This window comes from Micromonospora sp. NPDC050200, assembly GCF_040656135.1.
GTDB lineage: Bacteria > Actinomycetota > Actinomycetes > Mycobacteriales > Micromonosporaceae > Micromonospora.
On sequence record NZ_JBFALG010000042.1, the window covers coordinates 34,594 to 61,356 of the forward strand.

A 26,763-nucleotide genomic window follows, 5' to 3' on the forward strand; every position below is an offset into this window, starting at 1 on the left:
ACGCCGAACGGCGTAAACCCCTTGATCACTGTGTCAGCACCGGATCAGGCGCGCGGCTTCTCCCGCATCTCGAAGGTCTCGATGATGTCGCCGACCTGGACGTTGTTGAAACCGGCCAGCGTCAGACCACACTCGAAGCCCTCGCGGACCTCCGTCGCGTCGTCCTTGAACCGCTTGAGGGAGCTGATCGTGAGGTTGTCCGCCACGACCGCCCCGTCCCGCAGCAGCCGCGCCTTGGCGTTGCGGCGGATGATGCCGGACCGGACGATACAACCGGAGATGTTGCCGATCTTGGACGAGCGGAAGACGTCGCGGATCTCCGCGCTGCCCAGCTCGACCTCCTCGTACTCCGGCTTGAGCAGACCCTTGAGCGCGGCGTCGATCTCCTCGATGGCCTGGTAGATGACCGTGTAGTACCGGATCTCCACGCCCTCGCGGTCGGCGATCTCGCGGACCTTGTTGGCGGCCCGCACGTTGAAGCCGATGATCGTGACCGCCTCGGACGAGGCGCTCGCGAGCATGACGTCGCTCTCGGTGATCGCACCCACGCCCCGGTGGATGATCCGAAGCTGGACCTCCTCCGGGATGTCGAGGTTGAACAGCGCGTCCTCGAGGGCCTCCACGGAACCGGAGACGTCGCCCTTGAGCACCAGGTTGAGCGAGGTCTTCTCGCCCTCCTTGAGCTGCTCCATGAGCGTCTCGAGGGTGGCCCGGCCGCGGGAGTTGGCGAATGCCGCCGCCCGTCGCCGCGCCTGCCGCTGCTCGGCGATCTGACGCACCGTGCGGTCGTCCTCGGCGGCCAGGAAGGTGTCACCCGCACCCGGCACCGCGGTCAGACCGAGCACCAGGACCGGACGGGCCGGACCGGCCTCGGCGACCTGGTTGCCGTTCTCGTCGAGCATCGCCCGGACCCGGCCGTGCGCCCCACCGGCGACGATGGAGTCGCCCGCCCGCAGGGTGCCCTTCTGCACCAGCACCGTCGCCACCGCACCGCGGCCCTTGTCCAGGTGCGCCTCGATGGCCACACCCTGCGCCGGCCCGTCGATCGGAGCGGTCAGCTCCAGCGACGCGTCGGCGGTCAGCAGGACCGCCTCGAGCAGGGCGTCGATGCCGATGCCCGGCTTCGCCGCCACGTTGACGAACATGGTTTCGCCGCCATACTCCTCGGCGACCAGGCCGTACTCGGTCAGCTGCTGGCGGACCTTGTCCGGGTTCGCCTCCGGCTTGTCGACCTTGTTGACCGCCACCACGATCGGCACGTCCGCCGCCTTGGCGTGGTTGAGCGCCTCGATCGTCTGCGGCATGACGCCGTCGTCGGCCGCCACGACCAGGACCACGATGTCGGTGACCTGGGCACCACGGGCACGCATGGCGGTGAACGCCTCGTGACCCGGGGTGTCGATGAAGGTCACCGCGCGGTCCTCGCCCTCGTGCGGCACGTGGACCTGGTAGGCACCGATGTGCTGGGTGATGCCACCGGCCTCGCCGGCCACGACGTTCGCCTTGCGGATCGCGTCGAGCAGCTTGGTCTTACCGTGGTCGACGTGACCCATGACGGTCACCACCGGCGCACGGCTGACCAGGCGGTCCTCCGCGACCTCGGCGTCGAGGTCGATGTTGAACTGCGCGAGCAGCTCGCGGTCCTCGTCCTCCGGGCTGACGATCTGCACGTTGAAGCCGAGGTGCTCACCCAGCAGCAGCAGGGTGTCGTCAGAGCAGGACTGGGTCGCGGTGACCATCTCGCCCAGGTTGAACATCTCCTGGACCAGCGAACCCGGGTTGGCGTTGATCTTGTCGGCGAAGTCCGACAGCGACGCGCCACGGGAGAGCCGGACGACCTGACCCTGACCCCGGGGGGCACCCGAGCTCATGGTCGGGGCCGACAGGTTGTCGAACTCCTGTCTGCGCTGCTTCTTGGACTTGCGACCGCGGGTCGGCCGACCACCCGGACGCCCGAAGGCACCCGCGGCGCCGCCGCCACGACCACGACCACCGGCGCCGGGACGACCGCCACCGCCGGCCGGGGCACCCGGACGGAAACCGCCGCCGGGAGCGCCACCGCCGCCGCCACCGGGGCCACCGCGGTAGCCACCGCCACCGCCGCCACCACCGCCGGGACCGCCACGGAAGCCGCCGCCACCACCGCCAGCACCGCCGGGACCGCCACGGAAGCCGCCGCCGCCACCACCGGGGCGACCGGCGCCACCGCCGGGACGGCCGGCGCCACCGGGACCGGGACGACCGGTCGCCGGACGCTGGCTCGGCATGGAGGCCGGGCTGGGCCGGGGCGGCATGGAGGCCGGGCTGGGCCGCGGCGGCATGCCCGCCGGGCTGGGCCGGGGGCCACCGGCACCGGCGGCCGGGGGCCGCTGCTGCTGTCCACCCTGGATACCGAACGGGTTGTTACCGGCGCCGCGCGCCGGCGGACGACCGCCCGGCCGGGCACCCTGGCCCGGGGTCGGGCCACCGGGACGACCGGCGGCCGGGGTACCCGGACGCGGCGGCGCCGCGTTCGGGCCGGGACGCGGACCCGGACGGGGACCACCCTCGGTCGGGGGCTCCCGCCGGACGTTCTCGCGCTGCTGCTGGCGGGCGGCCTGCGCGGCCTTGACCGCGGCCTCCTGCTCAGCCTTCAGCGCTGCGGCGCGGGCTTCGGCCGCGGCCACCTCGATGTCGTGGGCACTCGCCGGCTTGGCGACCGGGGTCGCCGGCTGCGGCGGGCCGGGAAGTGGACCCTTGGGCTTGGGACCGGGGGTCGGCGCGGCCGGCCGCCGGGGCGGCATCGGCTTGGCCGAGACCCGGGGGGCGCCCGGGGTCGGGGACGGCGTCGGGGTCGGTGCCGGGCTCGGGGCGGCCGCCGGCGGGGCGGTCGGTGCCGAGGAACCATTGGCGGACGCGACGAATGCGCCGCGCAGCCGTCGGGCGACGGGCGCCTCGACGGTGCTGGACGCGGACTTCACGAACTCGCCCATTTCCTTCAGCTTGGCGAGAACGGTCTTGCTTTCGACCCCGAGCTCCTTAGCAAGCTCGTGTACGCGGGCCTTACCTGCCACTGCACTCCTCACTCCGAGGTCGTGCGGGCAGCACCCGCAGCAACCTCACTCGTGCACTTGAAGCCTGGTCATTTCTGCGACTTCATCGTGTGCTCATGTCGGTCGTCCTACCTTGCTAGCGACCCTCGCCCGGCCGGGTTGACCGGACGTAGTGGTTGGCGCATCGACGTGCTCCGCGAGGGCGCCGTGGTCGGGGACCCCGGTGATGCGCAGCGCACGCCCGAAGGCGCGCCGCCGCACCGCCAGCGCGAAGCAGGCCGGATCCGGGTGCATGTTCGCTCCCCGACCCGGCAGCCTGCGCGCCGGATCGGGCCGGAGGCTGTGACCAGCCTCGTCGCCGATCGCGACGATCCGCAGCAATTCGCTGGCCGGCGCACGTCGCCGGCAACCCACACAGGTGCGCTCCGGCTGCGCGCGTCGTACCACTGGCAGAAGTCTACCCCTAGCTGCTCGAGATCGCGCCGCCCGGCTCCGGGACGTGATCAGCCCCGCTCCGGGCGGCCGTGCTGGTCTGCTCCGCGTCGGACCGGATGTCGATCCGCCAACCGGTCAGTCGGGCGGCAAGCCGGGCATTCTGCCCCTCGCGCCCGATCGCCAGCGAGAGCTGGAAGTCCGGCACGGTGACCCGGGCCGCCCGGTTGGCCAGGTCGACCACTTCGACCCGCAGCGCCTTGGCCGGCGACAACGCGTTGCCGACGAAGGTCGCCGGGTCGTCCGACCAGTCGATGATGTCGATCTTCTCACCGTGCAGCTCGCTCATCACCGCGCGGACCCGCTGACCCATCGGGCCGATGCAGGCACCCTTGGCGTTCACACCCGGTGTGGTGGAGCGCACCGCGATCTTCGTACGGTGACCCGCCTCACGCGCGATCGCGCCGATCTCGACCGTGCCGTCTGCGATCTCCGGCACCTCCAGCGCGAAGAGCTTCTTGACCAGCCCCGGGTGCGATCGGGACAACGTGATCTGCGGGCCGCGCATTCCCTTGGCCACGTGCACCACGACGCAGCGGATCCGCTCGCCGTGGTCGTACCGCTCGCCGGGGACCTGCTCGGACTGCGGCAGCACGCCCTCCAGCTTGCCCAGGTCGACGCTGACGATGCCCTTCTCCTTGCGGGCCTCGTGCGCCTGCACCACGCCGGTGACCAGGTCGCCGTCGCGCCCGACGTACTCGCCGAAGTGCACCTCGTCGGTGGCCTCCCGCAGCCGCTGGAGGATCACCTGCTTGGCGGTCATGGCGGCGATCCGGCCGAAGTCGTGCGGGGTGTCGTCCCACTCCCGCACCACGGTGCCGTCGTCGTCCACCTCCTGGGCGTAGACCAGGGCGGCCCCGGTCTTACGGTCGATCTCCACCCGGGCGTGCGGCTCGGCCCCGTCGGTGTGCCGGTAGGCGGTCAGCAGCGCGGTCTCGATCGCCGCGAGGATCGTGTCGAACGGGATCTCCCGCTCGCGCTCGAGTGCGCGCAGCGCCGCGAGGTCGATGTTCACCTCTCCTCGTCCTCCACATCATCTTCGTCGTCGATGTCGTCAATGTCGTCGGTGTCGTCCGTGTCGTCGCCGGCCTCGTCGATGCTGCCGAACTCGTCCGCCTCGTCGATCTCGTCGAGGCGGCTGAACTCGACCTGCACCCGGCCGGGGCCGAGCTCGGCGTACGTGTACTCCGCGCGGGCGGAGTCGGTCTCCAGCACCACGCGCTCGTCGTCGGCCGCCACCACCCGGCCGGTGACCTGGCGGTCCCCGGCGGGCTGCTCGCCGCGCTGGCCGGGCAGGCCCACGCCGGCCCGGGTGGTCACCTTGACCAGGCGGCCCACGTTGCGCCGCCAGTGCCGGGGCAGGGTGAGCGGCCGGTCCACGCCCGGAGAGCTGACCTCCAGCTGGTACTCGCCCGCCACGATGTCGCCGCCGGCCTCCTCGGCCGCGTCCAGCGCCGCCGAGACCGCCCGGGAGACGTCCGCGACGGCGTCCAGGTTGATCCCGCCGTCGGCGTCCACGATCACGCGTACGACGTGCCGCCGGCCGGCCCGGGAGACCGACAGGTCCTCCAGGTCGTACCCGGCGCCCTGGACCACGGGCTCGATCACCTCGCGCAGCCGGTTGCGCCGGGCGGCGAGGTCACCGCCCCGGGGTGCGCCCGCACGGTCCCCGCCCCGGGGGCCGTCGGTGCGGCGGGGTCGTCCCGTCGGTCCCGTCGGCCTGGTGGCACGGCCACGCTGCGTCATCTGGCGCACCCTTCTCCTGTTGTGCGGCGGCCCGGTGGCCCGCCATGCCGGCACGCCACCGGGGCGAACGCGCCGGTGGCTGCGCAGAGCGTAACGCGCCGGTCGGGCGGCGGGCCGGGCGGCGCACCGGCGCCGGTCGCCCACCTGACGGCGGAGATGGTGTTGACTTGTCCGGTGGCGATCGGCAGAACGACTACGTACCGCGGGAGACCGGGACAAACCCGGCGGGCCGTGCTGCGCGCGGGGGCGCTCCTGACGGCAGGCGGCGCGACCCTGCCGCTGACTGGCTGTGATCTGTTCGAGCGGGAGGAACCCACCCCGCCGCCCGACCCGTTGGAGCCGCTGGCGGGGGAGTCACGCGAGCTGGCGGCCCGGCACCGGGCCGCCGTGGCCGCCGACCCGGGGCTGGCCGACCGGCTCACCCCGATCGCCGACGCGCACGCCGCGCACGCCGAGGAGATCCAGCGGCTGATCGGGCGCCCCGCCCCCTCCGGGTCGCCCGCCGCGAGCGCCACCCCGGCGGCGACCGACCGGGACGGGCTGCTCGCCGGGCTGCGGGAGGCGGAACAGCGCGGCCGGGAGTCGGCCGCGAAGGCATGCGCGGCGGCGCCCGGCGAGCGGGCCGCGGTGCTCGGCTCGATCGCCGCGGCCCGGGCCACCCACGTGGAGGTGCTGCGGTGATCCGGCGACAGGCACCCACCGACCCCGGCCAGGCGCTGGCCGCGGCGCTGACCGCCGAGTACGCGGCGATCTTCGCCTACGGCCCGATCGGGGTACGGCTCACCGACGCCGCCCGCCGGGACGCCCGCGCGGCCGAGGCGGCGCACCGGGCCCGGCGCGACGCGCTGGTGCTGCAGCTCAGCGGCGCGGGCGGTCAGGTCCCGGCGGACCAGGCCGGGTACGCGCTGCCCTTCCCGGTCACCGACCGGGCCGGCGCGCTGCGGCTGGCGGTGGAGATCGAGGAGCGGACGGCGGCGTTCTGGCGGGCGGCGCTGCCCGTCACCACCGGCGCGGACCGCACCCGGGCGTTGAACGCGCTGACCGACTGCGCCGTGCGGGCCACCCGTTGGCGGCGGACCGCGGGGGTGTCGCCGGTCACCGTGGCCTTCCCCGGCCGCCCCGCCTGAGCGTGGCGACCCGCGCTCCGGTTGCGGAGCGCATACCAGGTATGCATACTCCGTTGCCATGTCCATCCGTCACGGCCTGCTCGCCCTGCTGGAGCGTGGCCAGATGTACGGCTACCAGCTGCGGGCCGCGTTCGAGGAGTCGACCGGCTCGACCTGGCCGCTGAACATCGGGCAGGTCTACACCACCCTCAACCGGTTGGAGCGCGACGGCCTGGTCCGCTCGCTGCCCGAGCACGAGGGCGGGCAGCGGCCGTACGAGATCACCGACGCCGGGCGGGCGGACCTGGCGCTCTGGTTCGCCACCCCGATCAGCCGCGCCGACCGGCCCCGCGACGAGCTCTCCATCAAGCTGGCCCTGGCGCTGACCACCCCCGGCGTCGACGTCCGGTCCGTGGTGCAGACCCAGCGCAGTGCGACCATGCGCACCCTGCAGGAGCTGACCCGGTTGAAGTACGCCAGCGACCGGCCGGAGGACCTGCCCTGGCGGCTGGTGCTGGACGCGATGGTGTTCCAGGCCGAGGCGGAGATCCGCTGGCTGGACCACTGCGAGACGAGCCTGGTCCGGTACCGCCCGGCCCCGCCCTCCGCCGACCCGGCCGGGCGACCCGGGGCGGTGCGGCACACCGACGAGGAGGCCCACCGGTGAGCGACGGCGACCACGACCGGGAGGGCGTGCGGTGAGCAGGGCCGGCGACCCGGTGCTCGACCTGCGCGAGGTGCACCGCACCCACGGCGGCGGCGAGGCCGCCGTGCACGCGCTGCGCGGGGTGAGCCTCACCGTCCACCCCGGCGAGCTGGTCGCCGTGATGGGCCCCTCCGGCTCCGGCAAGTCGACCCTGCTGGCCCTCGCCGGCGGCCTGGACAGCCCCACCGCCGGTGAGGTGCGGGTCGAGGGCCAGTCGCTGGGCGCGCTCGACCGCCGCGAGCTGGCCCGGCTGCGCCGCCGCCGGATCGGCTACGTCTTCCAGGATCTCAACCTGCTGGGCAGCCTCACCGCGGCGGAGAACGTCGCGCTCCCCCTCGAACTCGACGGCGTGGGCGTACGGCCGGCCCGCCAGGCGGCGCTGACCGCGCTGGACGAGGTGGGGCTGACCGGGCTCGGCGGGCGCTTCCCCGACCAGATGTCCGGCGGTCAGCAGCAGCGGGTGGCGATCGCCCGGGCGCTGGTCGGCGAGCGGCGGCTGGTGCTGGCCGACGAGCCGACCGGGGCGCTGGACTCGCAGACCGGGGAGGCGGTGCTGCACCTGCTGCGCCGCCGGGTCGACGCGGGGGCGGCCGGCGTGCTGGTCACCCACGAGGCGCGGCACGCCGGCTGGGCCGACCGGGTGATCTTCCTGCGCGACGGGGTGCTGGTGGACTCGACCGCGCCGCTGGGCGGCGTCGAGCAGCTGCTCACCGGCAGCGGTCGGTGAGGCGGCCGCCGGTGCGGCGCGGGAGCGGACGCTTCGCCGGGGCAGTCGGGTCGTGGCGGGCCGCGCTGCGAATCGCCCGCCGGGAGGCGCGTCGGGCGCGGGGGCGTACCGCGCTGGTGCTGGCGATGATCACCCTGCCGGTGCTGGCGCTGACCTTCGTGGCGGTCAGCTACGACATGTCCGCGCTCACCCGGACCGAACGCGTCGCGCAGCGGATCGGCGCCGCCGACGCCGAGCTGCGCTGGATCGCCGACACCGCGGTGGAGCAGGACCCGTGGGGCGAGAGCCCGTACCCGATGGGGGGCGACTCACCGCGTACCGGCCGGGTCAGCGCCAAGGAGGTCACCGCGCTGCTGCCACCGGGCAGCCGGGTCAGCCGGGTGCGTTGGCGGGTGCCGTTCGAGGCGCGCGTCGACGACCAGCTGGTGGCCCTCAACGGCCGGTCGCTCGACCTGGCCGACCCGCTCGCCGGCTCGCTGGCCCGGCTGCGCGCCGGCCGGGCGCCCACCGGCCCCGACGAGATCACGGTCAGCCCTCGGGCGCTGCGCCGCCTCGACGTCGAGCTGGGCGGGACGGTCACCCTCGCCGACGGCTCCCGCCACTACCTGGTGGTCGGGGTGGTGGAGTTCCCCGACGACCTGAACGAGGTGGTCGCGCTGCACCCGGAGGCGGTGCCCCCACCGGACAGCGCGGCGGAGGAGAGCTGGCTGGCCGACCTGCCGTCACCGGTGGACGCCGCGCTGGCCGACCGGCTCAACGCACACGGGATAACGATCAGCGCGCGGACGCCGGTACCCGGCGCGGGCCTCGTCGAGGCGGACCTCACCCGTACCCCCGTCCCGGCGGATGCCGAGACGGCCGGTACGGCGGTGCTGGTCGGCGGGCTCGGCCTGCTGGAGGTGGTGCTGCTGGTCGGGCCGGCCTTCGCGGTCGGCGTCCGCCGGCGGCGCCGGGACCTCGCCCTGGTCGCGGTCGCCGGCGGGGACGCCGCCCACCTGCGCCGGATCGTGCTCGCCGACGGGGTGGTGCTGGGCGCCGGCGGGGCGACACTCGGGCTGCTGCTCGGCGTCGCCGCCGCGTTCGCCGGTCGGCCGCTGGTCGAGCAGTACGTCTTCGGCGCGCGCTCCGGCGGGTACCGCGTCTTCCCGGCGGCGCTGGCCCTGATCGCGGCGGTCTCCGTGCTGGCCGGGGTGCTGGCCGCGCTCGCCCCCGCCTGGACGGCCGCCCGGCAGGACGTGGTGGCGGGGCTCGCCGGGCGGCGTACCATGCCGCCGCACCGCCGCCGCTGGCTCGTCCTCGGCGTGGCGCTGACCGTCCTCGGGTCCGGGATCGCCGCGTTCGGGGCGCAGCGGAGCGGGCCGACCGTCATCCTCGCCGGACTGACCCTCGGCGAGCTGGGGCTGGTCTTCGCCACCCCCACCCTGATCGGGCTGCTCGCCCGGGCGGGCCGGGCGCTGCCGCTGGCACCCCGGATCGCGCTGCGCGACGCCAGCCGCAACCGTTCCTCGGCGGGCCCGGCCATTTCCGCGGTGATGGCCGCGGTCGCCGGCAGCGTCGCCCTCGGCGTCTACGTCGCCAGCGACGACGCGCGCACCCGGGCCGGCTGGCAGCCCGGCGTCCCGCCCGGCCACGTGATGCTGCTGCGGTCCGCACCGCCGGACGGGCCGGGTCTGCCGCCGGTGCCCGCCGTCGCCGACCGGGTCCGGGCCGTGCTGACCGCCGGCTCGGTCGCCCCGGTCGACGTGCCGGTCTGCGCCGCACCCCGGCAGCCGGAGGACCACTGCACGGTCACCGCGATGCTGCCGCCGGAGCAGGTCTGCCCGTTCGAGGCGGAGGTGTTCCGGTCGGCCGCCGTCCGGCAGCGCGCCCTGGCGGACGCCCGGTGCAGGCGGCCGACGCCCAGCCCGCACGGGATGTACCTGCCGGTGGTGGTGGACGACGGGGCCGCCCTGCCGGCGCTCACCGACGCCCCGGCCGACGAGGTGGCCCCGGCGACGGCCGTCCTGCGGGCCGGCGGAGCTGTGGTGACCGATCCGCGCTACCTGGTCGACGGCAGGCTGGCCCTCGCCACCAGCCGGGTGTCCGAGGGTTCCGGTCCGCCGACGACCACCACCGCCACCGTCCCGGGGTACGTGCTGCGCGGTGGCCTGCCGGTCGACCGGCTGGTGCTCTCCGCGCCGGCGGCGGCGCGGCTCGGCCTGGCCGCCGAACACCTCGGCTACGCGGTGGAGACCGACGGCGTGCCGAGCGCCACCCAGCAGCGGCGTCTCGTCACCGAGCTGCGCTCGCTGGTGCCGGTGCTGGTCGAGGTGGAGTCCGGCCCGCCCGCGTCGAGCCAGCGACCGCTGCTGCTCCTGCTCGCGCTCGGCTCCGGCCTGATCACCCTGGGCGCGGCCGGGGTGGCCACCGGGCTCGCCGCCGCGGAGGGCCGCCGGGATTTGTCCACCCTCGCCGCCGTCGGCGCCAGTCCCGGGGTACGCCGGGTGCTCTCGCTCTGCCAGGCCGGGGTGATCGCCGGCCTCGGCTCGGTGCTGGGCATCGTGGCCGGCCTCGGCTCGGCGGTGATCATCCTGACCTCGGTAAACCGCCAGTACGCCGAGGTCTGGCCGGTGGAGACGCCGTACCCGGTGGTGGTGCCCTGGCTGACCCTCGGGGTGCTGGCGGTGGTGCCGCTGGTGGCGATGCTCGGGGCGGGCCTGTTCACCCGGTCCCGGCTGCCGGTGGAGCGGCGGCTGGACTGAGCCGGACCGTCCGGGGGTGGCACCGGCAGGCCGAGGCGGCAGACTGGCGGCGTGTCCGTCCTGGGAACCCTCACGCGCCGACTCGGTCACCACGCGTGGTTCGGCGCCACCATGCGCCTGCTCGTCCCCGCCGACCGGGTGGTCGGGCGGCTCACCCGCGGCCGGGTGGTCGCGCTCGGGCTGATCCCCTCGCTGGTCGTCACCACCACCGGCCGCCGCTCCGGCAAGCCCCGCAGCAATCCGCTGCTGTACGTGCCGGACGGTGACGCGTACGTGGTGATCGGGTCGAACTGGGGGCAGCAGCACCAGCCGGGCTGGGCGATGAACCTGCTCGCGGAGCCGGCCGCCGAGGTGGACGTGAAGGGGCGCCGGGTCGCGGTCCGCGCCGAGGTGGCCACCGGCGCCGAGCGGGAGCGGCTGTGGCGGCTGCTGGTCACCGAGTGGCCGGCGTACCGGACGTACGTCGAGCGGGCCGGCGACCGGGAGATCCGCATCTTCCGGCTGGTGCCGACCGGCGGACCGGCCGGCGACGCGCCGGCCTGACCCGGGCGCGGCGGCCCGGTGCGGCAGCCGGTCCTGGCTAGGGTGGTGAGTCGTCGGTCGCCGCGACGAGCGCGCGGGTGATTCCCGGTTCGGTTACCGGCGGGCGCGGGCGCGACGGAGGTGGTGCCGGGTGGACGGGAGCAGCGCGGAGCTGGGCGCCGACCCGCACCTGGACGATCCACGGTGGAGGGTCGCCGAGCGGGTGGCCGAGGTGGCCCGGCGGCGGTTCCCGGCGGACATCCTCGCGGTGGCGGTGCACGGCCCGCTGGCGCACGGCGACGACGACGGCGGCGGGGACCGCGAGGTCGGCCTGCTGCTGGCCACCTACCGGGCCGGGGCCGGCCCGGAGCCGTCGACCCGGCGGGTGGACGGGGTGCTGGTCGACCTGACCGTGGCCGGCGCGGAGGAATACCTGCGGCAGGCCCGGGCGCTGACCGCGCTGTGGCCGCTGACCGCCGACCGGTACGTCACCACCACCGCCCTGTACGACCCGACCGGCTGGCTGCGTACCCTGCGCGACGAGCACCTGGGCCGGCTGGCCCGGGCCCGTCCGGCGGAGTTCAGCACCGTCGCCCGGCAGGCCTGGTACCGGGGCTGCGCGGCGCACGCCCGAGCGGCCCGGCTCGCCGAGTGGTACGAGACCGACCAGGCGTTGCTGATGCTCGGCGAGGCCCGGCTCGCGGCGGCCACGGTGACCGGGCTGCTCACCCGCACCTACTTCCGTGACCCGGGTGACGCGGTCCGCCGTACCGGGCTGGCGGGCGCCGACATGACCGAGGTGGGCGCGGTGCTCGGCCGGCAGGCCGACGAGCTGACCGCCCGGGGCCGCCCGGTCGACGGCACCGTCGACGATCTCCTCACCCGGTAGCCCACCCCTTCCCGCGGGCCGAGGGCGCCCCCTCTTTCCCGGACCTCTTTCCCGGAAGGAGTGGCCATTCCGCGTCGAATGGCCACTCCTTCCGGGACAGTGCGTGGAGAAGGGGGACGGCGGCGGGTCAGCCGATGCCGCCCTGGACACCGATCAGGGCGCCGACGAAGTACGTCGCGGCGGCGGCGGCGGCGCCGAGCAGCAGCTGCCGCAGGCCGCTGGTCCACCAGGGGCGGTTGGTGAACCCGGCGACGACCGCCCCGGCCACGAAGAGCCCCACCCCGCCGACGCCGAGCGCCAGCCAGAGGCTGGTGAAGCCGAGCAGGTAGGTCAGCAGCGGGAGCAGCGCCCCGAGGGAGAAGCAGAGGAACGACGAGATCGCCGCCGACCAGGGGCTGGGCTGCTCGTCGGGGTCGACGCCCAACTCCTCCCGGACGTGCACCCGCAGCGCCTCCTCCGGGTTGCGCCGGACCGCCTCGGCGACCTGCATGGCGAGGTCGCGGGGCAGGCCCCGGGCGATCCAGGCCTCGGCCAACTCGCGGGCCTCCGCCTCGGGGTGCCGCTCCAGCTCCCGCCGTTCCTTGGCCACCTCGGCGGCGACCTGCTCGTTGGCCGAGCGGACGCTGGTGTACTCCCCGAGCCCCATCGAGATGGCGCCGGCGACCAGGCCGGCCGTGCCGGTGAGGACGATGCTGCGCGGGGAGACGCCACCGCCGCCGACGCCCGCGATCAGGGCGATGTTGGTGACCAGCCCGTCCATCGCGCCGAAGACGGCCGGGCGCAGCCAGCCGCCGGACACGTCCGCGTGGTGCGCCTCGCGCAGCGCCGCCGGGGTTTCGGTCACGGCAGGGTGAGGATCTCGTAGCCGTCGTCGGTGACGACGAGGGTGTGCTCGAACTGGGCCGTCCACTTCCGGTCCTTGGTGACCACCGTCCAGCCGTCGTCCCACATGTCGTACTGGTAGGTGCCGAGGGTGATCATCGGCTCGATGGTGAAGGTCATCCCCGGTTCCATCACGTCGGTCGGCCGTGGGCTGTCGTAGTGCGGCACGTAGAGGCCGCTGTGGAACGCCTCGCCGATGCCGTGGCCGGTGAAGTCGCGCACCACCCCGTAGCCGAACCGCTTGGCGTACGACTCGATGACCCGGCCGATCACGTTGATCTGGCGACCCGGGGCGACCACCTTGATGCCACGCATCATCGCCTCGTGGGTGCGCTCGACCAGCAGCCGGGCCTCCTCGCTGACCTCTCCCACGCAGAAGGTGGCGTCGGTGTCGCCGTGCACCCCGTCGAGATACGCGGTGACGTCAACGTTGATGATGTCGCCGTCCTGGAGCACCGTCGAGTCGGGGATGCCGTGGCAGATCACCTCGTTGAGGCTGGTGCAGCAGGACTTCGGGAAGCCCTTGTAGCCCAGGGTCGACGGGTAGGCGCCGTGGTCGACGAGGAATTCGTGCACCACCCGGTCGATCTCGTCGGTGGTCACCCCCGGCTTGCAGTGCTCGCCGGCGAGCTGGATCGCCTGGGCGGCGAGCCGGCCGGCGACCCGCATCTTCGCGATGGTCTCCGGGGTCTGCACGTGCGAGCCACGCCACTCCTGCGGACGCTTCTTGCCCACGTACTCCGGACGGACGATATGGCCAGGAACCGCTCGCCACGGGGAGAGCGTGCCTGGGGTCAGCGGCGTACGGACGGTCATGACGACAGCCTATCGCCGAGCCGCGTGGTGACCCCCGCCACGGCCCGGCGGCAACGGTTGTTGCCGTGGGCATGCGGCTGTGCCATTGTGGCTGCGTGGATCAAGGGGCCGCACCTCCCGTCTTCTCCGCGACCGCGGAGCTCGACGGAGACCGGCTCCACGTCGTGGTGACCGGCGAGGTCGACATGACGACCGCCGACACGATGCTCCAGACCGCCCTGCGCGAGCCCGCCGCGCGGGTCACGCTGGACCTGCGGGCGGTGACCTTCTTCGACTCGGCCGCCATCCACGCCGTAGTCCGGCTCGCCCAGCGGGTCCCCGACCGGCTGACCGTGCTGCCGTCCCGCCAGGTCGCCCGGGTGCTGGAGATCGCCGGCCTGGGCGAGCAGGCCTGGCTGCGCCGGGGCTGACCCCGCCACCCGCGCCGGGGTCCGCGGCGGCCGGCCTCAGTCGCGCAGCCGCCGGGTCAGCCGCACGTCCGTCCCGTCCGGGGTACGGCTGACCGTCAGCTCGCCCAGCGCCCGGATCAGCGCCAGTCCCCGGCCGCGGAAGCCCTCCCCGGTCGACTCGCGCCACCGGCCGCTGTCGCGCACCGTCGCCACCACCGTCCGGTCGGAGATGGTCACCTCGACGCTGATCGTCGCGTCGGTGGGCGCCACCGGGTGCTCGATCGCGTTCGCGGCGGCCTCGGAGACCGCCACGGTCAGGTCGAACAGGTCGGTCTCGCCGACCCGGTGGGCGACCAGGAAGTCCTCCAGCCGCTTGCGCAGCACGCCGAGCCGGGTCGGGTCGGCCGGCAGCCGCAGCGCGAACCGGTTGAGCTCGGCGGCCTCCAGCGCCAGCACCGCCACGTCGTCGCGCCGGGTCCGCTCGGCGACCCGCCCGACCACGGCGTCAACCAGGTCGGCCACGTGCTCGCGCCGGACGGCGGCGTCCCTGCGGAGCTGGGCCAGCGCCGCGTCGATGCCCACCTGCCGGTCCTCGATCAGCCCGTCGGTGTAGAGCAGCAGCCGACCGCCGGGGGCGAGTTCGCCCTCGACGGTCCGGTAGGTGGTGCCGGCGATGGCGCCGATGGGCGGACCGAGCGCCCTCTCGTGCAGGAACGCCACGTCGTCTCCTCGGATCAGCAGGGGGGACGGATGGCCGGCGCTGGCATACCGCAGCCGGCCGGTGCGCGGGGAGAACCAGAGGCACACCACGGTGGCGAACGACTGCCGCTCGGTCGAGCCGACCAGCCGGTTCAGCCGGGTCAGCGACTGCCCGGGGTCGTAGCCCTCCAGCAGGTACGCCCGCAGCCCGTCGCGCAACCGGCCCATCGCGGCGACGGCCCGGACGCCCTTGCCGACCACGTCCCCGATGACCAGCACGACCTCGTCGTCGGCGAGCCCGATCACGTCGTACCAGTCGCCGCCGACCTCCACGTCGGCGCTTCCGGGCAGGTAGCGGCTGGCCACCACCGCACCGGACAGCTGGGGCAGGGCCCGCGGCAGCAGGCTGTGCTGGAGGGTGGTGGCGATCCGGTGCTCGGCCTCGTAGAGCTGGGCGTTCTCCAGGCGTACCCCGACCAGGCGGGCCAGTTCGGTGAGAGCGGCCCGCTCCGTGCCGTCGCCCTCGCGGCGCCACACCCGCAGCTCGCCCAGCTGCGCGCCGGTGGTGCCGGTCAGCGGCAGCACGTGCGACGGCTCGGCCGGGACGCGCCCGCCGCCGTCGACCTCGCAGCGGGCGCCGGTGGTGGTGATCAGCACCCGGGCCGCCTCGGCGAGGCTGAGCGCGTGCCGGGCGGCGACCTGCACCACGTCGGCGGTGGAGCGGGCGGTGTTGACCGCCACCGCCGCGTCGGCCAGCGCCCGCAGCCGGCGCTCGCCGAGCACCCGGCCGGCGGTCTCCTTGACGAAGCAGAAGACGCCGTTGACCCGGCCGTCGGCCGCCCGGATCGGGTCGTACGAGACGTCGAAGTAGACCTGCTCGACGAAGCCCTGCCGGTCGATGACGAAGGGGTGGTCCCGGCCGTGGTACGGCTCGCCGGTGCGCAGCACGCCGTCCAGCACCGGGCCGAGCACGTCCCAGGTCTCCGCCCAGTGCTCGCGGGCCGGCTGCCCGATGACGCCCGGGTGCTTGGTGCCGATGGTGGGCAGGTAGGCGTCGTTGTAGAAGGTCCGGTGGTCCTCGCCCCAGAACATCGCGATCTGGGCGCGGGAGGCGAGCATCATGCTGACCGCGTGGCAGAGCGCCGGCGGCCAGGCGTCGGGGGTGCCGAGGGGGGTGCGGGACCAGTCGTACGCGGCCAGCCTCCGGCCCATCTCGCCACCGGCCGCGAACGCCTCGGCGAGCTGGGCAGGGAGTGAGCCGTCGCCGGACCGCCCCGACGAGTTCCGCTCGCCCTCGCCGACCTGGGCCGAGCTCATGCACCCTCCCGCTCCGGCCGTGCCCGCGACGCCTCGGCGTTCACCGGCCGCGCCCCGCCTACTACCCGGACGGACCAGCGACGTAACGCATGGATCGACCCGAGTGCTGGTCACCTGGGTCTCATCCTGCCGTCATCGGCCCGACGCCGCTCGCCGGGACGCCTTCCCGTCATCCGGAACGGGCGGCGCGGACCAGGGCGGTCACCGGGCGGGGATCGGTTTCGTTCTCCGGATGCCACTGCACGCCGAGCAGGAAGCGCCGCCGCGGGTCCTCGACCGCCTCGACCACCCCGTCGTCCGCCCAGCCGGTGGCGGTGAGCCGCCCCGGGTCGGCGATCCCCTGGTGGTGGTAGGAGTTGACCCGGTCCACCCCGGCCATCACCGCACCCGCCAAACTGCCGGGCGCGAACCGGACCGGGTGCGCGCCGTACCGGCCGGGGGCCGGGCGGTGCCGGTCGTGACCGACGACGTCCGGCAGGTGCTGGTGCAGCACCCCGCCGTGGGCGACCGCCAGCAGCTGCATGCCCCGGCAGATGCCCAGCACCGGCAGGTCGGCGGCGAGCGCGCCGGCGAGCAGTGTCAGCTCGCCCGCGTCCCGGTCCGGCCGGGGCTCGGTACGCGGGTCGGGCGGCCGGTCGTACCGCTCCGGGCCGACGTCGGCGCCGCCGGCCAGGACCAGCCCGTCGAGCACCCGGACCGCGTCGGCGTCCACGTCGTCCGGGGGCAGCACCACGGCCCGGCCGCCGGCCGCGGTGACCGCCCGGACGTACGCCTGCGGCACCAGCGTCGCCGGCACGTCCCGCCACACCGCCCAGGCGGCCGGCTCGACGTACGCGCTGATCCCGATCAGCGGTCGGCTCACAGCGGGGTGACGTACGCGCCGGTGATGCCGCCGTCCACCACGAACTGCGCGGCGGTCATGAACGACGCGTCGTCGCTGGCCAGGAAGGCGACCGCGGCGGCGATCTCCTCCGGGGCGCCGAACCGCCCCATCGGCACGTGCACCAGCCGGCGGGCGGCCCGCTCCGGGTCCTTGGCGAACAGCTCCAGCAGCAGCGGGGTGGCGACCGGGCCGGGGCAGAGCGCGTTGACCCGGATCCCCTCCCGGGCGAACTGCACGCCCAGCTCCCGGGTCATCGCCAGCACCCCGCCCTTGCTCGCCGTGTACGCGATCTGCGAGGTGGCCGCCCCCATCAGCGCGACGAACGAGGCGGTGTTGATGATCGACCCCTTGCCCTGCCGCCGCATGTGCGGGATGACGTACTTGCAGCAGAGATAGACGCTGGTGGTGTTGACCCGCAGCACCCGCTCCCAGGCGTCCAGGCCGGTCTCCAGGATGGAGTCGTCGTCGGGCGGGGAGATGCCCGCGTTGTTGAACGCCACGTCCACCCGGCCGTGCCGCCGCACCACGCCGTCGAAGAGCTCCCGGACGGACGCCTCGTCGGCCACGTCACAGGCGACGAACTCGCCGCCCACCTCGTCGGCGGCCCGCTCGCCGGCCTCGGCGTCGATGTCGACGCAGACCACCCGCGCCCCCTCGGCGGCGAACCGCCGTACGGTGGCCAGCCCGATCCCGCTGCCCGCCCCGGTCACCACGGCGACCCGGTCCGCCAGTCGTTGCTGCACGCTCACTCCTCTGTGCTGATGAACACGTTCTTGACGTCGGTGAAGGCGTGCAGCGCGTCCGGGCCCAGCTCACGGCCGAGCCCGGAACGCTTCATGCCGCCGAACGGGGTCCAGTACCGCACCGAGGAGTGCGAGTTGACGCTCAGGTTGCCCGACTCGACCGCGCGGGCCACCCGCAGCGCCCGGCCGACGTCGCGGGTCCAGATCGACCCGGAGAGGCCGTACTCGGTGTCGTTGGCCAGCCGGATCGCGTCGGCCTCGTCGTCGAACGGGAGCACCGACACCACCGGACCGAAGACCTCCTCCCGCCAGTGCCGGTCGGCCGGGGAATCGGCGAGCAGCACGGTCGGGGCATGCCAGAAGCCGGGGCCGTCGGGGCACGAGCCGGTGAAGGCGACCTTCGCACCGTCGACGTACCCGGCGACCCGGTCCCGGTGCGCGGCCGAGATCAGCGGGCCCATCTCGGTGCTCTCGGCGGCCGGGTCGGCCACCCGGAAGGCACGCACGGCCGGTTCGAGGAGTTCGAGGAAACGGTCGTACACCGCTCGCTGGACCAGGATCCGGGAGCGGGCGCAGCAGTCCTGACCGGCGTTGTCGAAGACCGCGTACGGGGCGGCGGCGGCCGCCTTCGGCAGGTCGGCGTCGGCGAAGACCAGGTTGGCGCTCTTGCCGCCCAGCTCCAGGGTCACCCGCTTCACCTGCTCGGCGCAGCCGGCCATGATCCGGGTGCCGACCTCGGTGGAACCGGTGAAGCAGACCTTGCGCACGGCGGGGTGGGTGACGAACCGCTCCCCCACCACGCCGCCCGACCCCGGCAGCACGGTGAACACCCCCGCCGGCAGGCCCGCCTCGACCGCCAGCTCGGCCAGCCGCAGCGCGGTCAGCGGGGTCAGCTCGGCGGGCTTGAGCACCACCGTGTTGCCGGCGGCGAGCGCCGGGGCGAAGCCCCAGCCGGCGATCGGCATCGGGAAGTTCCACGGCACGATCACCCCGACCACGCCGAGCGGCTCGTGGAAGGTGACGTCCAGCCCGCCAGGCACGGGGATCTGCCGGCCGGTCAACCGCTCCGGGGCGCCGGCATAGTAGTCGAGCACGTCCCGGACGTTGCCCGCCTCCCAGCGGGCGTTCCCGATCGTGTGCCCCGCGTTGCGCACCTCCAACTGCGCCAACTCCTCCAGGTGCGCGTCCACCACCGCCGCGAACCGCCGCAGCACCCGCGCCCGGTCCCCCGGCGCCACGCCCCGCCACGTCTCGTACGCCGCAGCCGCCCGCGAGATCGCCCCGTCCACCTCGGCGACTGTGCTCCCCGCCACCCGCGCGACGACCTCCCCCGTCGCCGGATTCCTGACCTCCGTCACCCGTCACCCTCCCCGCACTCGGCGATCTTGCCGTTGCCGCCCCGACAAAAGCGGCCCATCTCCACGAACCGCGGGCACGAAGTGCAAGATCGCGCGGCGGGGGCGCGGGGGGGCGGGGGGGGCGTCAGAGGCGTTCGAAGCCACGGGTGAGCTCCCAGTCGGTGACGGCGGCGTCGAAGGCGGCCAGTTCGACCTTCGCCAGGTTGGCGTAGTGGGCGACCACCTCGTCGCCGAAGGCGTCCTTCGCCACCGCCGAGGATTCCCACCCGGTGAGAGCGTCGCGGAGGGTGGCGGGGACCCGCTCGGCGGCCCGGTCGTCGTACGCGTTGCCGCGGCACTCCTCGCCCAACTCCAGCTCCCGTTCGATGCCGTGCACCGCCCCGGCGACCAGCGCCGCGATCGCCAGGTACGGGTTGACGTCCGCGCCCGGCACCCGGTTCTCCACCCGCATCCCCGGCCCGTGGCCGACCAGCCGCAGCGCGCAGGTGCGGTTGTCGGTGCCCCAGCGCAGCGCGGTCGGGGCGAACGAGCCGGGCTGGTAGCGCTTGTAGGAGTTGACGTTCGGCGCGAAGAACAGGCTCAGCTCGCGCATGGTGTCGAGCAGCCCGGCCAGCACCCGCTGCCCGGTCACCGACAGGTGCGCGGGCCCGTCGCCGAGCATCACTGAGCGGCCGTCGGCGTCCCGCAGCGAGAAGTGGATGTGGCAGGAGCTGCCCTCGCGCTCGTTCGGCTTCGCCATGAAGGTGATCGACATGCCCTCCTGGGCGGCGATCTCCTTGGCCCCGTTCTTGTAGATGACGTGGTGGTCGGCGCAGGCCACCGCCTCGTCGTAGCGGAAGGCGATCTCGTGCTGGCCGAGGTTGCACTCGCCCTTGGCGCTCTCCGGGGTCAGCCCCGCGCCGGCCATCTCGGTGCGGATGCGGCGCAGCAGCGGCTCCACCCGGGCGGTGCCGAGCAGCGAGTAGTCCACGTTGTACTGGTTGGCCGGGGTGAGTTCGCGGTAGCCGCGCCGCCAGGCGTCCTCGTACGAGTCGCGGAAGAGGACGAACTCCAGCTCGGTGCCGGCGTACGCGGTCAGCCCGTGGGCGGCCAGCCGGTCGAGCTGGCGGCGCAGGATCTGCCGGGGCGAGGCGACCACCGGGCCGCCGCCGTCCAGCCACTCCAGGTCGGCCAGCAGCATGGCGGTGCCCGGCTGCCAGGGCACCCGGCGCAGCGTGGCCAGGTCGGGCCGCATGGCGAAGTCGCCGTAGCCGCGATCCCAGCTCGACATCGCGTACCCGTCGACGGTGTTCATGTCGACGTCCACGGCGAGCAGATAGTTGCAACCCTCGCTGCCGTGCGCGACCACCTGGTCGAGAAAGTAGGGGGCGTGGAACCGTTTGCCCTGCAACCGGCCCTGCATGTCGACCAGGGCGAGGACCACGGTGTCCAGCTCGCCATCGGCGACCGCGACGCGCAGTTGTTCCAGCGTGAGCGGAGCTTTCCTCATCGGCGCGCCTCCATCACCAAGGTCTACTGGTTCCCGCGATCACCGTCAATGCCCCCGTTCCGGGCTCCGGCAAACCCCGGGGCCCGGGTCGGGCGTGGTCAGGCCGGCTCGTCGGCGGGCGCGGCGTCCGTGGCCGCTCGCGGCGCCGGGAGATCGACGGTACGACGGGGGCCGGTGAACCACTTCCGGGCCGAGGCGTACCACCAGACGGCCACCAGCAGCAGCACCCCGCCCACGGCCAGCGGCGCGTAGTTCACCGCCGACCAGCTGAAGTCGGCGTTGCCGGGCACCCCGGCGGGGACGATCGGCAGCACGAAGTAGACCGAGATGACCGCTATCTCGACCACCGCGATCCAGCCGAGGAGCTTGTACTTCGGGCCCAGCGTCCACGGTCCGGGCTGGAACCGGTCTCCCATCCGCAGCCGCAGCGCGATCGGGATGACGAACGACAGGTAGAGGCCGATCACCGCCACCGACACCACCGCGTAGAAGGCGACCGGGACCCCGCCGGGGCTCTCGTAGAGGGCGGGCAGGGTGAGCAGCAGGCCGGCCAGGGTGGCGCCGACGATCGCGTTGACCGGGGTGCCGTTGCGGTCCACCTTCGACCAGAGCCGCCAGCCGGGCACCGCGCGGTCCCGGCTGAACGCGTACGCCATCCGGCTCATCGAGGTCACGCAGCTCATCCCGCAGAAGAACTGGCCGATGGTGGAGATGATGATGACCGCCTTGAAGAAGAACGGTGTCAGCGCGGTCTCGAAGATCGCCCCGGAGAATCCGTCGGCGGAGTTGATGGCGTCCACGTCGGTGGCGGCGAAGAGGAAGGCGAGCAGCAGGATCCAGCCGCCGACCGCGGAATAGAAGATCGACCGCCAGAGCCCCTTGGCGGCGGCCTGCGACGCGCCCCGGGTCTCCTCGGAGACGTGCGCGCAGGCGTCGAAGCCGGTGATCGTGTACTGGGTGAGCAGGAAGCCCAGCGGCAGCACGTAGAACCAGAAGGTCAGCCCGCCGGTGTCGCCGTCGCCGAAGCCGGAGTTGTTGAACCGCTCGGTGAAGACGAACCGGAAGCTCTGGTGGTCGTCCGGCACCAGCAGCAGGATCGCCACCACGGCGGCCGCGCCGGCCACGTGCCACCAGACCGAGACGTTCTGGAGCACGTCGATGATCCGGTGCCCGAAGATGTTGATCAGCCCGTGCAGCACCAGGATGACCACGAAGAGCAGAAATGCCTGGCGCAGCGTCCCCGCCCAGCCGTCGAAGAGCGCCGACAGGGTGAGGTTGAGGAAGGTGGCGCAGCCGTAGTCCACCGACGCGGTGACCGCGACCAGCCCGATCAGGTTGAGCCAGCCGGTGAACCAGCCGTGCACCGGGCGGCCCATCTTCGCCGCCCACCAGTAGATGCCGCCCGCGGTCGGGTACGCCGAGACCAGCTCGGCCAGGCAGAAACCGATGATCAGGATGAACAGCGAGATCAGCGGCCAGCCCCAGGAGATGGCGACCGGGCCGCCGTTGTTCCACGCCTGGCCGAAGGTGGTGAAGCAGCCGGCCAGGATCGAGATGATCGAGAACGAGATGGCGAAGTTGGAGAAGCCGCTCCACTTGCGGTGCAGCTCCTGCTGGTAGCCGAGTTCGGCGAGTCGTCGGGCGTCGTCGTCCATCGGTTGCTCGGCGGTCGGCGAGGGCGTCGTGGCCACTGCACACCTCCTCGAGGTGGTCCCCGGTACGAGTGCGCCCGAGTCTCGTCCCGTCGATCACGGCGGTCAATCCGTCGCGGGTGCCGAACTCGCAAATCGGGTTGCCGCCCGGGCCGGTCCGGCCGCATGCTTGAGCCCGTGACCAGGCCCGATCGCGACGGGCCTCCACCGGGCGCTCGGCAACGCCCGGTCCGCGACGGCGCGGGGCACCCACCTCTCTCTCACGTACGGCGTGCTCCGCCGTACCCGACGGGTGCCCCGCGCCGCCGCCCCTTCCGTCCGGGCGGTTCCGCTCCGGGGAGAAGGGGCCCTGGCCACCGGGCTCTCCTCATTCGGGTGGGAGGGTGGTCAGCCGCGGGCCCTGGCCCAGGCGAGGAAGCGCTCGGTGAGGTCGAGCCTGGTCTGCGGGTGGAGCTGAGCGAGCTGGTCGGTCGCCTCGGCCATCAGCCCACCCAGGTAGACCAGCAGCCCGGTCCGGTCGTCCCGGTACTCGACGAGCAGGGCGAGCCGCGCCGGCTGGCAGGGCCACTCGGCTGCGCAGTTACGGCACCGCCAGAGCGGACGCATGGGGGCGTGCGGAATCGGCCGGCGGCACATCAGCGCATCCTCAACGCGATGGCCCGCGCCTCCTCGTCGTTCAGGGGCAGGAACCAGAGGAAGCGCTTGACGATCTCGGGCGGCTCCGGTCCCTCGGGCCTGCCTCGCAGGTCGCGGATGGCCGTCCCCATCAGCAGCGCCATGACCGAGATCAGGTTGGCCCTGTCCAGCCGTTCCTGGGGTATCGACCGGAAGGTCCGGCAGGGCCACGGGTCGCCGCAGGTATCGCAGACCCAGTGCGGGCTGTAGGCGATGTGCCCGCCGATCATCCGGCCGTTCCTGATGTTGAGCGCCCTCACGAGCGACCGCCCCTCGCCCGCCACTGTTGGGCCGGCGTCAGGTTGCCGGCACGGCCGGGGCCCTGGATCGGCAGGGGGCGGGTCGGCTGGCGCATCCACTCGGGCAGGTTCGTGCCGCGTACCCGCTTCGGCAGTGGGGGCAGGGCATTGGACCGGCACCGGTACCAGCGAAGCAGGTTGCGCACGTCGACCTCCTCGGGAAGGTGGGAAGGGGCCGCTCCCGTACGGGGGAAGGGAGCGACCCCGCAGAACCCGCCCGAGCCCCGTCCGGCGACGAGCAGGTCCGCATGAGTGACAGTCTGTTGAGGACGGCACTACTGTCGGAAGGCGTTGATCCCGGACACGGCGATGGTCTGTCGGCCTGGCGCTGCGTCTGGCGACGCTTGGCGATCTTGGTCAATCTCTGGAGGAACTATGGAAGGTGAGAAGACTGCCGATCTGATCCGCGCGCAGCTCCGCAAGCAGCGGGCGCTGATCGGCATGAATCAAGAGGAGTTCGGGCGGCGGGCGAACTACTCAGCGTCGACGGTCTCCGCAGTGGAGACGGGAACCCGCCCGCTCGATCTGGCGTATGCCAGTCGGGCGGACGAGGTTCTGGAGACCGACGGTCTGTTCGTTTCGCTGCTCCGGATGGCTCAACGAGAAGGCCAACCCTCATGGTTCCGACCATGGTTGGAGGCTGAGCGCGCCGCCATTCAGCTCCGGTACTTCAATCCCACCCTGATCCCCGGGCTGCTCCAGACGGCGAACTACGCCCGCGCGGTGCTGCGCTTCGACGACACGAAACCGGAGGACGAGGTCGAGAAGCAGGTGGCCTCACGGATGGAGCGGCAGGAGATCCTGACCCGCGAGCGCCCTCCCCAGGTCGTCGCCGTCATCGACGAGCCTGCTCTTCGTCGCACCGACGCGATCATGGCCGAACAGCTGGCGCACCTGCTGCGCATGGCCGAACTACCCCACATACACATCCACGTCATCCCAGTCGACGCCGGGCTGCACGTCGGGCTGTCGGGGCCACTTGCGCTGGCCAGGTCAGCGGACGGGAACTGGGTGGGGCACATGGACAATCAGCTTGGTGGCTCCGTAGTCGACAACGAGGCTGGAGTGGCTACGCTTCTGGCGATATGGGAGAGCGTGAGAGGTGTCGCCCTCCCGCGAACCCTATCGGCCGCCTTGATGAAGAAAGTAGAGAGCCAGCATGGACCTCAGTAACGCTCAGTGGAGGAAGTCCACCCGGAGCAACACGGCCGGTGGCGACTGCGTCGAGGTGGCCGACAATCTGCCCGACTTGGTGGCCGTCCGCGACAGCAAGGACCCGGCAGGCCCGGTGCTCGCCTTCGAGCCGGCGACCTGGCAGGCGTTCGTCGGCTTCGCCAAGCAGCGCTGACCACCAACGCAAGTGAGGATCCCAGCACGACGCTGGGGGCCTCGTGTCCGTCTGCGTAGGATCGCCTGGTGACCGAGGAGGACCGAACACTGCCGGCCGTGGTCGAAGAAGCACACGCGTCGGGATTCTTCGAGGACCACGACGGCCACGACTTCCAGCCGGACGACATGTTCATGTGGTCCGGCGAGACCACCGAGTGGTGGCGTCACTGGACCGGCGACCCGGCCGTCGGCGTCCCACCGTTTCGGGTCTTCGGACGCGACGGGTCCGGCGGGTTGGCTGCCTTCTGGATCCGTGCGCCGGGGGCCGCAATCGAAACACAACCTATCGTGTTCCTCGGTTCGGAGGGCGAACTGCAGGTCATCGCCCGCGACCTGGGTGACTACCTCTGGCTGCTGGCGAACGGCGTTGGACCCTTGGAGACTGTCGACGGCCTTCACCGCGTGCCCGAGCCCGTCCCGGAACTCGTCGCTATCGCTCAGCGATACACCGGCACTGCGCCACGGACCGTCGAGGCACTGATCGCCGCCGCCGATGCCGAGCTACCCGCGTTGACAGTGCTCGTCAATTCCGCAACCAGGTAGGCACGCGGGGATCCGTACGGCCGCTGCACCCTCACCGATCTGCCTCCGCCCGACGTCCGAATCTGCCGCTGAGCGAGCGCGCTCGGCGCGGTTCAGGTCGCGTCTGCTGCAGCCCGTGCGCCTACGAGACTGGTGGGTCGACGCGCCTGCCGCGTCGCAGCAGTCGAACCTTCAGCTGAGACCGCGGTGGGCGGCCCACAGCGCGCCCGCGCGGCTGGCAGCTTTGTCGACTAGGGCCACCAGCTCGGGCCTGTTGGGCACGGGAAACGAGACGTATGTGCCGCGGCCGCCGCCGGTCGGTCGGCCGTAGGCCTTTGCCGCGAGGCGCCCGTCGGGGAGAAGCCGGACGTTGAGTGTGGTCAGCGTGAACTCCTCACCGCGTCGAGTGTCGGTCCAGCGGAGCCCCTCGGGGATCGTGACGTTGATCGCCAGGGCGCTCACATCGAGGGCGACGTCGCTGCTCATGGACGCATGTTCTCACGCGAGTCGGCAGGCTCCGCTGGCGACGGTCAGGCCTCGCCGAGGTCGGTACAGTGTGCGATCGTCGCATCGTCCGCCGCCACCGCGTGGCGCGCCTCCGCCTGCCGGACGCGGTGGATGATTTCGGCGGGTCCGTTCGACGCCAGGACGGCCATGACCCCTGGCCAGTCGGCGAGCCGGAACCGGTCAACGATGCGGCTGGCTCCATTGCTGAGCAGGACGGCACCGGTCAGCTCGGAGATCAGACTGCTTCCGATGATCGCCTCGTCCGCCGCCCGCGGGTCGTCCTTGGCCAGCCAGAAGCCGCCCGGCTGGTTCCGGTTGGCACGCAGGTCCCGCAGGACTCGGTGGTACTCGTCGCTACCCTCGGCGGTGGCCTCGAGCGCGGATTGGTAAGACCGGCTGATGATCACCTCCCGGGGATCGGAGACGACGCGCGGCGCACCGTCTGCTCTGTCGAGCACGAGGACCGAGTCACCGAGCACCAGGTGCTCGGCGAGGCCGTCGGACAGGCGCAGGATGGCTACGGTCGCCGACGGACTGATGGGGTCGGCGACGTCGCAGGTGTCCCGGTGATCGTCCGTCACCTGCTCGATGGCCTCGGCGAGCAGCGCCGAAAGGCTGCGGTCCCGCACGAGTGACAAGAGGCTGAGGAGGCCGCCTCCCAGGCGGTTGGCGTACCAGGCCACGCCGTGCCGGCAGATCGATTCGGTGCCGGAGATGCCGGCACCGTCGATCAGCACCGCTGCCGTCGGTACGGCGCCAGTGAAGTCCTCGTTCGCGTGGCCGGTCCGTGCCGCAGCGCTCGTCATCGTCACCCGCATGTCCGGCCGCCGCCCTCCCGCCGATCAAGGCGTCGACCATACAACCGCCGACGCGCTTGAGGCGCACACATCTGCCGCCGCCAGTGCGCGCTGACCGCTCGTCGGCTCGTCACCCTCCGCGCTGGCGGTCGTCTCCGTGGCTAGCATCCGGACATGCCGATGACCGTGCATCCGGTTTTGGTGTGCCTCTGCTGAATTCATTGCCGTTCGATGCAGAACTCATTGCCCTCGGGGTCACGCAGAGTTACCCAGCCGCGATCCTCGGGACTGCGGTGGTCCTCGTGGATCGCGGCGCCGAGGCTGACGGCCCGCTCGACCTCCTCGTCGCGGGACCGCCCGTCGGGCTTCCAGTCGAAGTGGACCC

The 26,763-nt window shown here is 73.2% G+C and carries 29 protein-coding genes; 11 read left to right on the forward strand and 18 right to left on the reverse strand.

All coding sequences use genetic code 11. The annotated features are described in order from the left end of the window. Positions 1–44 precede the first annotated feature (44 nt). From infB to rimP, 4 genes are all read right to left on the reverse strand, one after another. Positions 45–3,053 carry a translation initiation factor IF-2 gene (gene infB, locus AB0I41_RS24405; RefSeq protein WP_357111747.1) on the reverse strand — a complete coding sequence of 1,003 codons (3,009 nt, stop codon included), beginning with the start codon at positions 3,051–3,053 and terminating at the stop codon, positions 45–47. Between the two features lie 93 nt (positions 3,054–3,146). After that, entirely contained in the window at positions 3,147–3,479 is a 333-nt protein-coding gene (locus tag AB0I41_RS24410) for a YlxR family protein (protein WP_357111750.1), read from the reverse strand. 16 nt (positions 3,480–3,495) lie between these two features. Further along, complete coding sequence (gene nusA, locus AB0I41_RS24415) at positions 3,496–4,539, reverse strand: transcription termination factor NusA (RefSeq protein WP_357111753.1); 1,044 nt, start codon at positions 4,537–4,539, stop codon at positions 3,496–3,498. Further along, a complete protein-coding gene (rimP, locus tag AB0I41_RS24420) occupies positions 4,536–5,270 on the reverse strand; it encodes a ribosome maturation factor RimP (protein ID WP_357111756.1) in 735 nt (244 codons plus the stop codon). Before rimP ends, nusA begins: the two co-directional genes overlap by 4 nt. Before the next feature lie 231 nt (positions 5,271–5,501). Between rimP and AB0I41_RS24425 the strand changes: the two genes are divergently transcribed. The 7 genes from AB0I41_RS24425 (at position 5,502) to AB0I41_RS24455 (ending at position 11,961) form a co-directional block, all read left to right on the forward strand. After that, positions 5,502–5,951 carry a hypothetical protein gene (locus AB0I41_RS24425; protein ID WP_357111848.1) on the forward strand — a complete coding sequence of 150 codons (450 nt, stop codon included), beginning with the start codon at positions 5,502–5,504 and terminating at the stop codon, positions 5,949–5,951. Beyond that, the gene (locus AB0I41_RS24430) at positions 5,948–6,397 is read left to right on the forward strand and encodes a ferritin-like domain-containing protein (protein ID WP_357111759.1); all 450 of its coding nucleotides are present in this window, start codon (positions 5,948–5,950) and stop codon (positions 6,395–6,397) included. The genes AB0I41_RS24425 and AB0I41_RS24430 overlap by 4 nt, the downstream gene beginning before the upstream one ends. 58 nt (positions 6,398–6,455) lie before the next feature. Next, a complete protein-coding gene (locus tag AB0I41_RS24435) occupies positions 6,456–7,043 on the forward strand; it encodes a PadR family transcriptional regulator (protein WP_357111762.1) in 588 nt (195 codons plus the stop codon). A 31-nt stretch (positions 7,044–7,074) separates the two neighbouring features. Next, positions 7,075–7,809 (forward strand): ABC transporter ATP-binding protein, encoded by a 735-nt coding sequence (locus tag AB0I41_RS24440; protein WP_357111766.1) that lies wholly within the window; start codon positions 7,075–7,077, stop codon positions 7,807–7,809. A gap of 11 nt (positions 7,810–7,820) precedes the next feature. Next, complete coding sequence (locus tag AB0I41_RS24445; protein WP_357111769.1) at positions 7,821–10,550, forward strand: ABC transporter permease; 2,730 nt, start codon at positions 7,821–7,823, stop codon at positions 10,548–10,550. Positions 10,551–10,601: 51 nt separating this feature from the next. After that, positions 10,602–11,093: a nitroreductase family deazaflavin-dependent oxidoreductase gene (locus AB0I41_RS24450; protein WP_357111772.1), complete on the forward strand. Its 492-nt coding sequence runs from the start codon at positions 10,602–10,604 to the stop codon at positions 11,091–11,093. 130 nt (positions 11,094–11,223) lie between these two features. After that, the gene (locus AB0I41_RS24455; protein ID WP_357111775.1) at positions 11,224–11,961 is read left to right on the forward strand and encodes a nucleotidyltransferase domain-containing protein; all 738 of its coding nucleotides are present in this window, start codon (positions 11,224–11,226) and stop codon (positions 11,959–11,961) included. Positions 11,962–12,088: 127 nt separating this feature from the next. Here the strand turns inward: AB0I41_RS24455 and AB0I41_RS24460 are convergent, their stop codons facing one another. Beyond that, a complete protein-coding gene (locus AB0I41_RS24460; protein ID WP_357111778.1) occupies positions 12,089–12,805 on the reverse strand; it encodes a VIT1/CCC1 transporter family protein in 717 nt (238 codons plus the stop codon). Next, positions 12,802–13,659, reverse strand: coding sequence for a type I methionyl aminopeptidase (gene map / locus AB0I41_RS24465; RefSeq protein WP_357111782.1), 858 nt, complete (start codon positions 13,657–13,659; stop codon positions 12,802–12,804). Before map ends, AB0I41_RS24460 begins: the two co-directional genes overlap by 4 nt. Before the next feature lie 95 nt (positions 13,660–13,754). Here map and AB0I41_RS24470 point away from each other — a divergent pair, with 95 nt between their 5' ends. Continuing rightward, positions 13,755–14,069, forward strand: coding sequence for an STAS domain-containing protein (locus tag AB0I41_RS24470; protein ID WP_357111785.1), 315 nt, complete (start codon positions 13,755–13,757; stop codon positions 14,067–14,069). A 36-nt stretch (positions 14,070–14,105) separates the two neighbouring features. Here the strand turns inward: AB0I41_RS24470 and AB0I41_RS24475 are convergent, their stop codons facing one another. The 9 genes from AB0I41_RS24475 to AB0I41_RS24515 form a co-directional block, all read right to left on the reverse strand. Continuing rightward, entirely contained in the window at positions 14,106–16,064 is a 1,959-nt protein-coding gene (locus AB0I41_RS24475; protein WP_357111788.1) for a SpoIIE family protein phosphatase, read from the reverse strand. Between the two features lie 169 nt (positions 16,065–16,233). Next, positions 16,234–16,926, reverse strand: a complete 693-nt coding sequence (locus AB0I41_RS24480; RefSeq protein WP_357111791.1) for a gamma-glutamyl-gamma-aminobutyrate hydrolase family protein — start codon at positions 16,924–16,926, stop codon at positions 16,234–16,236. Beyond that, on the reverse strand, positions 16,923–17,690 hold the full coding sequence (locus AB0I41_RS24485) for a 3-oxoacyl-ACP reductase (RefSeq protein WP_357111794.1): 768 nt from the start codon (positions 17,688–17,690) through the stop codon (positions 16,923–16,925). The genes AB0I41_RS24480 and AB0I41_RS24485 overlap by 4 nt, the downstream gene beginning before the upstream one ends. A gap of 2 nt (positions 17,691–17,692) precedes the next feature. Beyond that, positions 17,693–19,048: an aldehyde dehydrogenase family protein gene (locus AB0I41_RS24490; protein ID WP_357111797.1), complete on the reverse strand. Its 1,356-nt coding sequence runs from the start codon at positions 19,046–19,048 to the stop codon at positions 17,693–17,695. Positions 19,049–19,172: 124 nt separating this feature from the next. Then, positions 19,173–20,537: a glutamine synthetase family protein gene (locus tag AB0I41_RS24495; RefSeq protein WP_357111800.1), complete on the reverse strand. Its 1,365-nt coding sequence runs from the start codon at positions 20,535–20,537 to the stop codon at positions 19,173–19,175. A gap of 98 nt (positions 20,538–20,635) precedes the next feature. Then, entirely contained in the window at positions 20,636–22,228 is a 1,593-nt protein-coding gene (locus tag AB0I41_RS24500) for an amino acid permease (protein WP_357111803.1), read from the reverse strand. Positions 22,229–22,576: 348 nt separating this feature from the next. Then, positions 22,577–22,825: a flavin reductase gene (locus tag AB0I41_RS24505; protein WP_357111806.1), complete on the reverse strand. Its 249-nt coding sequence runs from the start codon at positions 22,823–22,825 to the stop codon at positions 22,577–22,579. Further along, entirely contained in the window at positions 22,825–23,124 is a 300-nt protein-coding gene (locus tag AB0I41_RS24510) for a hypothetical protein (RefSeq protein WP_357111809.1), read from the reverse strand. The genes AB0I41_RS24505 and AB0I41_RS24510 overlap by 1 nt, the downstream gene beginning before the upstream one ends. Then, a complete protein-coding gene (locus tag AB0I41_RS24515) occupies positions 23,121–23,309 on the reverse strand; it encodes a hypothetical protein (RefSeq protein ID WP_357111812.1) in 189 nt (62 codons plus the stop codon). Before AB0I41_RS24515 ends, AB0I41_RS24510 begins: the two co-directional genes overlap by 4 nt. 229 nt (positions 23,310–23,538) lie before the next feature. Between AB0I41_RS24515 and AB0I41_RS24520 the strand changes: the two genes are divergently transcribed. The 3 genes from AB0I41_RS24520 (at position 23,539) to AB0I41_RS24530 (ending at position 25,095) form a co-directional block, all read left to right on the forward strand. Beyond that, positions 23,539–24,336 carry a helix-turn-helix transcriptional regulator gene (locus AB0I41_RS24520; RefSeq protein WP_357111815.1) on the forward strand — a complete coding sequence of 266 codons (798 nt, stop codon included), beginning with the start codon at positions 23,539–23,541 and terminating at the stop codon, positions 24,334–24,336. Then, on the forward strand, positions 24,323–24,511 hold the full coding sequence (locus tag AB0I41_RS24525; protein WP_357111818.1) for a DUF397 domain-containing protein: 189 nt from the start codon (positions 24,323–24,325) through the stop codon (positions 24,509–24,511). Before AB0I41_RS24520 ends, AB0I41_RS24525 begins: the two co-directional genes overlap by 14 nt. Positions 24,512–24,579: 68 nt before the next feature. Beyond that, positions 24,580–25,095 (forward strand): SMI1/KNR4 family protein, encoded by a 516-nt coding sequence (locus AB0I41_RS24530; protein WP_357111821.1) that lies wholly within the window; start codon positions 24,580–24,582, stop codon positions 25,093–25,095. A 171-nt stretch (positions 25,096–25,266) separates the two neighbouring features. On the opposite strand, the gene AB0I41_RS24535 is transcribed toward AB0I41_RS24530, so the two are convergent. The 3 genes from AB0I41_RS24535 to AB0I41_RS24545 all read right to left on the reverse strand — a co-directional run. Further along, the gene (locus AB0I41_RS24535; RefSeq protein ID WP_357111824.1) at positions 25,267–25,560 is read right to left on the reverse strand and encodes a hypothetical protein; all 294 of its coding nucleotides are present in this window, start codon (positions 25,558–25,560) and stop codon (positions 25,267–25,269) included. Between the two features lie 44 nt (positions 25,561–25,604). After that, on the reverse strand, positions 25,605–26,399 hold the full coding sequence (locus tag AB0I41_RS24540) for a hypothetical protein (protein WP_357111827.1): 795 nt from the start codon (positions 26,397–26,399) through the stop codon (positions 25,605–25,607). 197 nt (positions 26,400–26,596) lie between these two features. Beyond that, positions 26,597–26,763 (reverse strand): VOC family protein (locus AB0I41_RS24545; RefSeq protein WP_357111851.1); only part of this gene is annotated, 167 nt, incomplete at its 5' end.